Origin of the sequence: Microbulbifer sp. THAF38 (assembly GCF_009363535.1) — a bacterium.
Classification (GTDB): domain Bacteria; phylum Pseudomonadota; class Gammaproteobacteria; order Pseudomonadales; family Cellvibrionaceae; genus Microbulbifer.
Map to the genome: position 1 here is coordinate 3,746,447 of NZ_CP045369.1, position 12,419 is coordinate 3,758,865.

Here is a 12,419-nt window from a genome sequence, read left to right on the forward strand (position 1 = left end):
GAACATCAATAATTCCTCTGTCTATTTCGAGAGTAGCTCTAGGCTTCGCACATCAATTTTGTACTCTTGTGCTGAATTGTAAAGTGTAATGTTCTACTAAATCCGGACACCAATTTAGATGGTAAAGTTGCCACCGAAGATAGAGGTATTAAATTAGCAAGCAACTTCGATTTTTTTCTCCTGAATTTACACTAGCTAATCGTAGAAGAAAGCTATTCGAGCCTGGAACCAGCCCCATCAACGGGTGTTGTGCAACGGTTATCCGGCATTGGGTGAAGCAACTAGAGGCTGAGCGTCGCGGATAGACGCCTACAAGTAAAGTGCTGATCACCAAGTAAAAGAAAATTAAGGAGCATGAAGCTCGTATCAGTCCCTTAAAAAAGGAGAAAGAAATCCGAAAAAAGGCTACCGCATCTTAGTGTCTGGCGAGATGAATCGTATGTGTTGATTGACCAATTAAGTAAACAGGAGTTCGTGGAACTGGTCCGCGAAGCGTTTGAAATATTTCAATCAAGTTACCACGAATATAGGAAACAAAAGAACCCCTCTGATTTACCCAGAGTGTAACTCTGCTCCAAAATCATTGAGGCCTTCGAGCGCGGTCGTAGCTCTGCCAGAAACCGTACAATCGTAGCTTTACTCTGCGAGCAGGGGTACCAATCGGGCACTTTAAAGCTCGAAGGCTCATGTATGAAACGGACTTGGTATGTAAGCAACCTGGTCCTCATAAGTAAAAGAGAGCAATCGTAGAGCGCTTAGATATAGCAAATAAACTTAACCACCAGTTTATTGTAGATAAGCCCATCCAAGTTTGATGAGGTGATATTACCTATATTCAAGCTGGTGTTATCTAGCTACGGTTATAGCGCCGTATCGTTGGGTAAGCCTTCTCCCGGTAACCAAATGGATCATTAGCTATAAAAGGCCTGGAAGCAGTGAGGAAAGCCCGATGGAGTTATGCTCCACCCGGATCATGATAGCCAGTATGCCAGTCATCCGTTCCGCCAACGGCTGTGGCGCTACCAAATGGCTCAGAGTATGAGTCGGCATAGAAATTGCTGGGATAATGCACCAACGGAAAGACCGTTTCGGAACCTAAAAGTGAATGGATACCGTCTCTCGGTTACACATCCATCACAGAAGCAAGGCGAGACATCAGTCATTACCTGATGACTTACTACAATTGGAAGCGTCCCTAGCAACACAATGACGAAATACCGCCAGCGAAAGCTGAAGAAAACCTTAACTTACTATCCGGAAATAGTTGATCACTATAAGTGATCGCTTTACTTCTTCCCTCTTGAGAGCCGTCCCACCCCATTTTAAAAATTGCCCCACGCATAGTGTTATCGGACATTGGCCGAGCCCTTTCCCACTCAGAGGGGAAAAGAAGAAAGTACTGGCCAGTTAAAGACTTCAACTCTTCAAGTGCACCAAGAGCTTGTGAAGACAGCGGCACAATATGATCCGTGCCCATCTTCATACGCTCACCGGGGATTCGCCAAAGAGAGGATTCAAAGTCAAACTGCTCCGAACGTGCACAACGTAATTCGCCCGGTCGAACAAAGGTGAGTAATAATAACTGGATAGCGAGCTTGGTTAATATCCGCCTTCGCTCCTGATAAAGCTCTAACTCTTTCAGGAAGTAAGGTAACTCTTCTCGTGGGAGGGAAGCCCGATGGCTACTTTTTCGGCCACGCAAAATACCCGTAAACTCAATCGCGGGATTATGTGTAAGCTTGCCAACTTGAACCGCATAGCGACAAACGCGGCGAATATCTTGCAAAACCCGTTGCGCAACATCCATCGCATCCCACTCCTCAATATCACGAACAATGGCTATTACATCTTGGGGCTGAAGATCAACTATGGGCCTTTGGCCAATTCGAGGGAAGGTATCATCTCGCAGCTTAGTCCATACACAGTTGGCATGGTCCTCTGTCCAAGTTCCTTTCTGGTGGTTCCACCAGTCTTCAGCAACAGCAGCAAAGCTTTGGTCAATATTGACTCTAGCTTGGTGTTTCTCAACTTGCTTTTGTACTGAGGGGTCGCGGCCCTCCTCCAACAACTGCTTTGCTTCAGCTAACTTCTGTCTCACCTGCTTGAGACTTACAGAGGAGTAAACGCCCAAGGCCAACGTCTTTTGTTTTCCTTGGAATCGATATTTAAGCCGCCAATACTTGGAGCCAGTAGGTTTGATCAACAGGCGCAGTCCCTGTCCATCCGTAAGCCACTGATCCTTGTCGCTTGGTTTGGCTTGTTTGATTTGAGTATCTGGCAGGACCAAGGTGGTGCTACCAGTTTCTAAATTGAACTAGGTAGCACCAGATTAACACCGGATGTCAACGAACGAGAGCGGAGGGCTGTGTACCCTCCAGACAGCAAAAAGCCCGGATTTACCGGGCTTTTTGGATGATTCCGAATTTCTTCGGATCTTGATGTGGTGCAGGGCGGGACTTGAAAATCACTCTATAGGCCAGTAATTACGGGATACACATGGAGCTTCAACAGAAAAATAGCACCATATGTAGCACCACTTTGAATTCCTACCCCCAACTAGAGGGGTTTAACAGCAGTACGTACCACTGAAGCCTCTATACACATCTTGCCGTACCACCTGCCTTTGACCCTAGCCTTAGCCTGTTTCCATGTACCTCAAACCGCGAATCTGGCGGTTTGGCTAGCATTCGACAGGGGATCGGCTTGAGTATGAACGGCTTCTTGAGCGCATAAGATGGAGCCGCGAATCGCGACGTCACCTCAGCATTCAGGTCGCCTATGTTTCATCACCTCCAAAACCGCAGGACTGGCGGTTTTGAGAGTTAAACCAAAACCGGCAAATCACCGGTTTCACTGCCAGACAAAAACCGACGCTTTGTCGGTTTGAAACGCCCAGAACAACTACCTAATTATCACTCCCCCCTACCTGAATTAAGCCATTGTGAAATCTAAGCTAGGACGGCAGTGCCGGATACAAGGCTGCCAGATATCCAACCTACCCCTCGTGGGTTCAGCCGGTCAGAACACCAAACCCCGAACTAGGGGTTTACCCCTGACTGACTCTAAGGAAGGTATAACCCCCTTAGGAAAAATCAGATATCTGCTAACAGAGCAGGGTCCGAATTACCCGTGTGTTCGCTCCTCAGGAGGACCCCTTGAACCCTAAGCTTGGCTTAGAGTTCAGCCATAGCCACCAAACCGATTAGCGGGCAGTTAATCTACACTCTGCCCCAGTAGCAGAAATATTAGATGTCGTCGCCCACCTAAGGCTCAGTCATAAACTAGAGCTACTTCGTTACGTCAGGTAGATATTCACAGTCTGGGCCAATACAAATGGGAGTGAATTAAACTCACACTCCTACCATCAGGGGCCGGCACAATCTACCGATCCTGTACGAGAAGCAACCACAGTCAAATAGATTCGCCAATCCGTTAAGAGTGGAGTCCCTAAAGTAATTCAGAAATGCTCTCTCTATATTCTGTTGAGGGCATCCCCCCAACATCTCACAAGTTGATGATACCCCCTACTCCGCAGTCCCAGTCTAGTCAAAGGGGTGAGGGGGGAGCAGCCAACTCCTACCTCTATCAAATAAAGGTGTTACAGGTGTACAGGTGTTACAGAATCGCTGTAAGCCGCATGGTTACTGGCTTTGCACTGTCACACCTTTCTGTTACCCCCAATTTCTCACAGTCCAAAGGTGTTACAGCATACTTTTAAACTGCGGCAATTTTGGCTAGGTACAACTAGTAATCTTGTGACCAAACATTTCAGAACCGATAGCGTCTTACAGAGAACCAATCAGTAAAAGACAAAATGATTGAGCCAAGCCTGCCCTCACTATGGTCAAACCACTGAGGCAGGCAGATTTTGAGCAGGGCTAAATTAAGAAAGGAGAGTAAAAATCCACGCGAAGCGGGTTGATGATTCCAGTAGCTGCATGACTGCAAGAATTGCCAGCCCGATAGCAATAATGAAAGCAATATGCAACGGATGATTAGATATAAATATTGATGTCACACTTGCCACCAGAATAGTAAGCAATACTGGACAGGATAGAAAGGTCCCCCGGATTAACGTTGATAATGACCTGTTCTGCGCATGTTGACCAAAATACATACCTCTACTGCAATCTTGATTACTCAACAAGGGGGTACCCCTTTATTTCAACTTAGCTCCTTTACTTTTCATCCGAGCCTTAATCTGAGCTGCAAAAATAGTGGCCTTAGTGCAAGCTTCTTCTGGGGATACCTCTCCCTTCTAAGGCACCTGTTGCTTTTCCAAATCGGACAGTTTCTTAGTCTTCTTTGTCGTCATCCTTACATATCTCTTCGATAGATTTTTGGGTTCCAGAAGCTAGATGATCAGGCTCCTCAATATCCTCGGAAATTTTCTTTAGTTCACGGCTGCGGCGCTTGGCAAATTCTTCGATTTCCTTTTGTGTCCAGCCTTTCTTTTGTCTGGCCTCAGCCAGGCGTTTCACTTTATCTTTATCAGTCATCACAATATATCTCTTGTCAGGTAGTTGCCCTTGGCGATGTACTGATATCCGTATCTCTCATAGAAGGCTCTCACCGTTTCATTAACCGGATTTATGATCCTAATACGATTGGCATTGATCATCCGCGCATAGATTTCATACGCTAGGATAATTGTATCGAATACATTGGAGCGTTCGCCTAGGTCGCGCGGCATGGCTTCCACTACGTCCAGGCGCATCCCTGTAGCATGATAGGTAGGGCGGCCTAGAGAGATAGCCGTAAGTATGTTGTTTTTCCACACGGCGATTTCAAAACGCTTGGGGTAGCTTTCTTGTAGTAGCTGTAGTTTTGCGGCCAGTCCCATTTGTACTGCCGAAGCCTAGAGAATTCCCAGCTTTGGGTGGCCTCTAGGGCTTGAGGGGCAAGACTATGATTTTTTTCTTAATAATCTTTTTACATAGTTGTGAACTAGATAAACGTTTTAGTCTCAACCATATTGCTTGATTAGTATTTTCTGCAACAAACCATTCTGTTTCTTTATATCTCATAGAGTTCCTGATTCAAAATCTCAAAACGCTATCACCTAACGTCTGCTTAAGTCGCACCAAAACCAGAGTGTTATTATGTTAATCTTTAGGTATATAAAGCTATACAATAACACGGAAACTTAGGTGGTCAGACTGCAAGCGTGCGTCATTTATTTTTAATTAAATACCTGTTCAATGAGTCGTTTAATCGTTTGGTTCTCTAGTTTCGCTGCTATAGGTGAAATATTGTCATGTCCTTCACGCCAATGCATTCCATCATTGTAGATAACACCAAGTAAATAGAAATATTCAGGTATGGTTACTCCACTCCTCTCAGCGAAGGAAAGCTTTTCCCTGGTTTTAAATGTAGATAGAAAAATCTGTCTGCTGGCATCATTATTTAGTTGCTGATAAACAGATTTTTCAATTGCTACTCTCACAGCGCAACAGACAGCCAAAGGATCGAGTTCATCCTCTTCTTCAATGTACTTCCTGGCTTCTGCTTTGGTGAATCTTGAGAATTTATCACCTTCACCCCAAGTCTGGCGCAAGCCGAGCGCATGAAATTCTGCGCGCTTGTTAATTTCATTAGGATGATAGTGCAGTAAAAACTTAGATACATCGTTCTTAATTGAAAGCTCATCGCGCTTCCTTAGAAGCTTGACCATTGCTTGATTTGGTTGGATCTCCTTTTTATCTAAGTAGTAAATTTTTTGATTGCTAAATGCAAAATTTTTAAAATAATATGGATTGAGGTGAGTAAGAATAAGTGGGTATAAGCGGCGACCATCATTATTAAATTTATCGATAAGTTTCGTAATGTAATATTGAACAGCAACTAGATTGGCATCATCTAGATAGTCAAAAACTTCATCAATTACAAGAATGGCATTGAGTCCGGTTAGCTTTCTTTCGGCTCGATACAATAGTGCCACAAATGTAATGACGTCCCTCTGACCATTTGATATATGGTTCGCCTTTGGGAGCTCTACAACAAGCTTCTTCCCTCTCTCCTTAGGGGAGATGTTGCACCAAGAACTATTAAATGCTTCAAGTATTTCTTTGAATCCATTTTTTCAATAATGTAGCGACTATATTTTACCGCCCTTTTAAATTTTTCTTTATCTTTTCTGTATTCAGAATGCAGCTGAATTGCAATCAAGAAAGCTAACTCGCGTCTATCTACACCTAAGTTTGCGGCTAATATATGGTTAGCTATATTATTTAATGGTTCTACTTCAGCAAGCGTGTCAGATCTGTTATTTAAGATCCAATCTTTTAGCTGCTCTGCATTTCCATTCTGTCCATTAATTTCAGAAATTACCTTGTCTACTTTTGCTTAATTTCTCACCTGGGACATTCGATTAAATTCAATGAAAAAATCACTAAGCGAACTGGAAAAATAAGGGTTTTTAAGATAAGAAGAAATGTTGGGTAGCACTTTCCCATTGATCCCAAAATCGCTTTTTTGTGAGAGATATGAGTAGCTGAAATCCTCCTTCTTAGGAATGGTGTCAATCAGTGTGACTGGTTCAACGGCTATTGAAGCGCTAACAGCGGTCCTGCCCCCAAAGTTTCTACCTATTCCTTTCGCTTTTATTTTATTGTTAATTACAAATGAGGAAAAGTGATTGGTAATATTGTTATTCTCCAAATCGGCTGCTAAACAATATTCATTTCCGTCGCCATCCTTATATTCTATAGATAGTTTTGGCTGTAAACCTGAGTCGCTTTTATGCTGGAGGTCATCATGAACAGATATTTTTTTACTCTGGAGGCTAAGGAATGCTGTGGCAAATGAACTTTTACCAAAGCCATTTGGAGCCACTAATAAACTTGGCTTATTTGGAATTATATCCAATTCAAAAGATCGATCTGATATTCCTTTGACGTTTTCTATTCTAATTTTCTTTAGTGTCACATCTATATCCACTTAAATAACTAATTCTAAGGGCAATACACTAAACATCCTTTGTCGCCACCCTTCGCTAGGGATTCTGATGCCAGCCAAGACCTATATGCCTTGGACAAAGAACGCCAATTGCATAAGCTTCCAGCAAGACTCTGTGTCTTGAGTTTACAACAGTGAGGCATTTGAAAGAATGGCCCTTTCTTAGTTTTGAGCCGTCGCCAGACAAATATTTTTTTGTGAAAGATGAAGAACCACCTAGGTGGTTCTTTAGCCTTTGATGAATGCCATTCTTACCTCTAGGTGTATTTCCCACGTGTAGAATAGAGCCACGATTGGTTATAATAATGTAGACCCCTCTTTGATTCGGTGCGTCCAGGCGCTGACCTTTCTCCGGGAACGGGTAAGCCTCTGATGCGATTAACTTCTGGAATAAAGCTTTAATCTTATTTAATTCCTGACTCAAAACTAACCCCCTAACTTCACGCTTACAGGCAAATCTGAAAAGCAGCGGAAATTATTTCCAATTAGAACACACCGTCAAACATTAAGTTTGATCGAGGATTTGTAATATATCGCCATCAAGACTTACCTTTGCTTTTACAAAGTTACGTACTACGCCACCAAAAGCATTTTTGCCGCGATATGTAGTTCTAATGACTAAGTGATCCCCCCTGTCCCAGTAAACCGTTTCATCATGTTCGTAACTATCGGGGTCATTCATTGATCTTTTGATAAGACGCTCCAGATTGTTATGTGAACCATCCCACGCGCTGAATTGGCGGTCAATTCTTTTCTTCCTTGCTTCCACTGCAATTTTGGCCTGCTTCTCCTCTTCAATTTTTACGGTGTAATGGGTCAGCTTCTCTTTGTATTTCTCATTACTCGGATGCATAATTAACAGCTGTTGATACAAATCTCTGTTTTGCTCAAATTTAGATGCAGGAATGGTTTTGAGTTTAGCGAGTAGCGATTCTGTCTTTTGAACTTTTTCTTTCTCTGCTATTGCAGCTTTTGCTGAATTGCTAATTTTTATTAGCTGCTCATCACCAGAAACTAAAAACTTAGACGTTTGAGAAACTACCGCTTGATAATTCTTTTGAGACAATGCCGTATTCGCTTGCGCTAGGATTTCCTCTTTATTATTATTGAAATAGTCGATATTTTCCTGTCGTACTTGCGCGGCCCTTTCTGCCTGTTCTCGAGCTTGCTGTGCTGCTAGTTCTTGCTCTTTCCTACTCTGTGCCTGTCCAACAAATAAGCCAAAAGCCATAAATAGAGCAAAAACAGTTACTGATCTAGCTTTAACCGATAACTCTTTGTTAGTTTTTGAATAAGCGAAACTTCTTGAAGGAGGGAGCAGCAACAAAGCAATTGCAATTAAACACAGAGCACCCACAGGAGACTCGAATAAAGATGTTAGACCTGCTAGTAAAAATAGAACTCCAAATGCCCAATTGAGTATCAAATACACATATTTCATTATTGTATCCTTTCTTTGAACTGCGGTACTTTTATACCTAACAATTTATTAAAGAGCCGATGGGTTACTATCCATCTTGCCTTCATTTCTGAAATTTATCCTGCGGGCTTGTAAAAAATCTATTATTTACAGTATGTTATTAATTCTTATCAAAATAGCAGCCAGAGCTAGTAAATTATCACCTAAAGTCCTCTAGTTTACCCTCCCGCGCTTGAGCACATTTTACCCAAAAATAAGCCAATAAGTTAGGAAAAATTTTCTGCGGCTGTACGCCATGGCTCTATAATTTGCTCCTTGACACTAGTGATTCTCACATCCATTAATGCATGTAAATACTTATATAGGGGTACTATCATTGATGATGTTCATCACAGGCTGTCCAACATTCAATAAAGTTCATCCTCTGCTTTCGACGTTATATACACTAGACAGGTCTAGCTTATCGGATAAAATAGACATACGTTCATCGAATAAAGCGCTTTATCCATTTTCTTAAACTACGATATCCTCAGACGATCGGGTCGGCCTTGCTAGGGCCGGTAACTCTTTATCCATCTGTCGGCCAACCACCATTGCTCCATTAACACCCGTGGATTGCACTAAATACGCAGGTGTGTCTTTATAACCGTTTTTTTGAAGCCGGTACTTACAACATTGGCTTTATGTCAACAAAGCAATTTTGCTGCCTTTCAGTTGTTTATAGCCGGGAAGAGATTAGAGCCATCATCTCAAAGCTGAAAGAAGACTACTTCCTTCAACTTGTACTAGTACGGCACGGAACTCAAATGTGCCGTATGCCTGTCATTGAGAGTTCAGGACATTGATTTTGTCGGCTACAATGTGGTCGCGATGAAGTAAAGGTAATAAAGGCCGGACCACACTACTACACATGTTCAGGTCCGCAACGCTGCAAATAGAATCCCCTAGGAAATTGGCCAACTTAAGCCACCAGCAAGCTTTGGGTTTATCCCCTACAAGCTAACTGTTTACTAAATAGCCAGCAACTTATTTGGAGAGTGTAAACGGCTGCACACCGTTTACAACACCTGTAAACGGCATGGGCTACGCGGCCTTTTTCGTAAGTAGTCCCTTTTCTCCATCATCCTCAACAGGAATCAAGTGAGGTCGAATGATTAGCACCCGTTCAGGGTTACGCCCACTATTCGGCAAGCGCGTTGGTATCGAGAATTTCCCATTGCCATCACGCTCCAAAGCACCACAGGCGGCCAGTAGTTGCTTTGCCTTCCGATCACTTAGCCCTTTGCAAACCTCTGCTTTGAAGGTGGCCGGGTAAACGTAGTAAACGGTCTCAGAACATGCCTGTCCCTCAAGGGCATTACTGTCCTGTAGCGTTTTTCGGTATCCGCAACGCTTCAAAGTACGAACAGTGTGATCATCAGCCGTGAAGTCCTCTCGATCCCAGCGGGTAAAGTGGGACTCTCCGTAGAGATCAAAGAATAGCCTCAGCGCTGCCAAGGTCTGCCGGTCCTCCAGGTTTCCAACACATACCCAAGCGCTAAAACAGGTTTTGGCTGCTTCCATGGCCATGCCTTTAGGCCAGCCTGTAATTCCCGCAGTGGAAGCCAGCTCTCCGGCAAAACCAACGAGAGCAAACTTCTCTGCTGCCCTGCGTACTTGGCCACTCACATCATCAGACAGCTCTGCAGCAAAGTTCACCAGCTCTCGGCGAATCTGGGTTGCCAGCTTTTCCAAGTTGCTAGCGCAAAGCTCTCTGATAAACGTATAAAGAGCCACTCCATGGAATAAGGACGCTTCCTCAACCATATAGCGGGATAACGCAGCCCCCCCGGCAAACCCATGCAATTCATCAAAGATGCCGGCACCGCTCCCTGTATCTGAGGGAATAGCCAGTAATCGCACTTCTTGCCCGGCTTTTGCTTTCTTACCCACTTCAGCCATCTGTTGATCAAGAGTGCGCTCGCCGGTTGAGAGGAAGACAAGCCTCCATTCAAACGCATTCCCGCGTACGCCTCCGCGATCATTAGCCCTTGCTTTGCCAGTGCCATTTCCCAGCATATAGGCAATATCTCCCACAATACGGGGATCGCATTGGCTGATCTCATCGAGAATTAAGAGGCCGTCTGAGTGGGAGGCTGCAATACTTTCCAGCGCGTTATCAGTACTCCGCCAGGTACGAACAAAATCAGGCCCACCATAAACAGAGGCAGCCACTTTAAGTAAGGTCGTTTTTCCTTGGGAGCTATCGCCAAAGAAATGAAAGCCAGTCGTTTCCATACCAATGAGATTTAATAGGGGTCCTGCAAATGCCGCTGAAACTGCAAATAACAACCGGGTATTGTTCTTACAATAGCTCGCTATATGCTCACGCCATTACTGAAGTTCACCACTAAACTTTATTTTATTGAGATCTGGACTTGTGGAGTAAAAATACAGGGGCTCTACAGGAGTTCCCAGGGTTTCATTTGGTAGTAAGTAGGCATTGCCATGCCAGCCAAGTTTATTCACCAAGACATAGCGATTGGGGCTTTTTGCCGTTTGTAAGTACTGAACGATTCTGCGTCTTGGTTGCTGCCCCGCCTCAGCACGAAGGCCCATGCTATACAGTTGCTTGAGCACTTCTGCACCGCCTTCAGTTGCTAGATACTCACTGGGTATATTCCATTCTTTAACAATGCCATCAGGGTCAAGGAATCGAACCAAGGTGCCCCAGTTTCTTCCTTTGGGGTCACGAGTTAAAGCAAGCACATCCAGACGATCACAGATTCTCATTAGTGAAGGCTCATCATCTGTCCCCTGAATCGGGAAGAAAACCCCGCGATCATTTACTACAAATTGTCCAGACTCGGCCCCTTTATTACTTCCTCCCTTATTTTGGGCTTGATGTTCCGTTGCTACGGGCTGATAGGACGTTAAAAACTTTCCTTCTGTAATTAAAGCTGAAAGCTGCTCTCTTGTAATACCGGCAGCTTCCACATCAGCCGCATCGCCTTTAGCTGGCCACTTAGGTCCTAAGGACTCTAAACACACCATAGAAATCTTACACTCCATAGTGTGTAGCATCGCAGCCAGCTTAAGCATACAGTCTTTACCTGCTGCATCATTGTCGGGCCAGAGAAGTACCTCCCTTCCATGTAGAGGCTTAAAATCTGCTTTGCCCAGCGCTTTACTACCACCGGGCCAGGTCATACAAACATAACCCGGCAGCAGGCTAGCAGCTGCATCCGCAGCCTTTTCACCCTCGGTTAGCAATACCGGAGCTTTAGAGCGCTTTGCCAATAGATCCAGCTTATAGAGTGGCCGCTTTTTTACCGGCTGCTTCCATCTCCAAGAATTGCGACCCTTCGAATCCCGGCAATAGGTTAAGGGGCGATAGTCTTTTGATCTTGCATCGCCTTTCTGAATGTAAAAACGCATCACCTTCATTAACAATGAGCCGCACTGCCCACGGTACTCCCAAACTTTAGAGGGTTTACCGTTATGGGGATGGGTTGTTGGGCAAGATTGCTCTGCTTCTAAAGGTACCGGCAATACGGCTTCCCAGGAGTTACCGGCTGGCTTTTTGGGTTTCGACTTATAGGTTGAGCGAGGTGGAATAGACTCCCTTTCAGAGAGCCCCAGAAAAGCAGCAAGCCTTTGCGCTGCCTCTCCATTGTTAACCCTCTCAAGATAGGCAACCAGCGATACGAGGTCCCCACCTTTTTCATCCGCTGCAAAATCTGCCCATGCGCCAGTGTTGCGATTTACAGAGAAGGAGCCTTTGCTGCTATCAGATCGAGTTGGGTTAAGAGCATTATATTCAGCTCCCTGATATGAGCCATCTGGAGCCCAGTGCGCCAAGACTTCATCAGCCCGATCAAGGGCGAGGTCTGCCACTCGTTTAATATCAAAGCGTGCCATTAGCTTTCCTTATATTTAGTTTTAACCCCAGCCCCATAAGGCTTCCAACAGAACTGCGGGCCTCACTCCTGTTACACCTTTTTGCTGTAACACTCTTGGGGTAACAGAAAGGTGTGACAGCGGAAAGCCAGTAAATACGGAG

General features: G+C 44.4%; 5 protein-coding genes and 3 pseudogenes. 1 reads left to right on the top strand and 7 read right to left on the bottom strand.

Annotated elements, in window-relative coordinates:
• The first annotated feature begins 152 nt into the window (after positions 1–152).
• A pseudogene (locus FIU95_RS21815) lies at positions 153–1,268 on the top strand (IS3 family transposase).
• Between the two features lie 62 nt (positions 1,269–1,330).
• On the opposite strand, the pseudogene FIU95_RS16240 reads toward FIU95_RS21815, so the two are convergent.
• From FIU95_RS16240 to FIU95_RS21560, 7 genes and pseudogenes are all read right to left on the bottom strand, one after another.
• Positions 1,331–2,287: pseudogene (locus FIU95_RS16240) on the bottom strand (tyrosine-type recombinase/integrase); the annotation flags it as partial.
• A gap of 2,008 nt (positions 2,288–4,295) precedes the next feature.
• Positions 4,296–4,502, bottom strand: coding sequence for a hypothetical protein (locus FIU95_RS16245; protein ID WP_152454756.1), 207 nt, complete (start codon positions 4,500–4,502; stop codon positions 4,296–4,298).
• Positions 4,499–4,843 carry a hypothetical protein gene (locus FIU95_RS16250; RefSeq protein ID WP_152454757.1) on the bottom strand — a complete coding sequence of 115 codons (345 nt, stop codon included), beginning with the start codon at positions 4,841–4,843 and terminating at the stop codon, positions 4,499–4,501. Before FIU95_RS16250 ends, FIU95_RS16245 begins: the two co-directional genes overlap by 4 nt.
• A 339-nt stretch (positions 4,844–5,182) precedes the next feature.
• Positions 5,183–5,941 (bottom strand): hypothetical protein, encoded by a 759-nt coding sequence (locus tag FIU95_RS16255; protein ID WP_152454758.1) that lies wholly within the window; start codon positions 5,939–5,941, stop codon positions 5,183–5,185.
• 404 nt (positions 5,942–6,345) lie between these two features.
• Positions 6,346–6,927 (bottom strand): hypothetical protein, encoded by a 582-nt coding sequence (locus FIU95_RS16260; protein WP_152454759.1) that lies wholly within the window; start codon positions 6,925–6,927, stop codon positions 6,346–6,348.
• A gap of 535 nt (positions 6,928–7,462) precedes the next feature.
• Entirely contained in the window at positions 7,463–8,398 is a 936-nt protein-coding gene (locus FIU95_RS16265) for a hypothetical protein (protein WP_152454760.1), read from the bottom strand.
• A gap of 1,062 nt (positions 8,399–9,460) precedes the next feature.
• Positions 9,461–12,277: pseudogene (locus FIU95_RS21560) on the bottom strand (DUF927 domain-containing protein).
• Positions 12,278–12,419: the final 142 nt, after the last annotated feature.

Coding starts and splice junctions, on each gene's coding strand:
- FIU95_RS16265 (WP_152454760.1), bottom strand. CDS start 8,398: ATGAAATATGTGTATTTGATACTCAATTGGGCATTTGGAGTTCTATTT.
- FIU95_RS16250 (WP_152454757.1), bottom strand. CDS start 4,843: ATGGGACTGGCCGCAAAACTACAGCTACTACAAGAAAGCTACCCCAAG.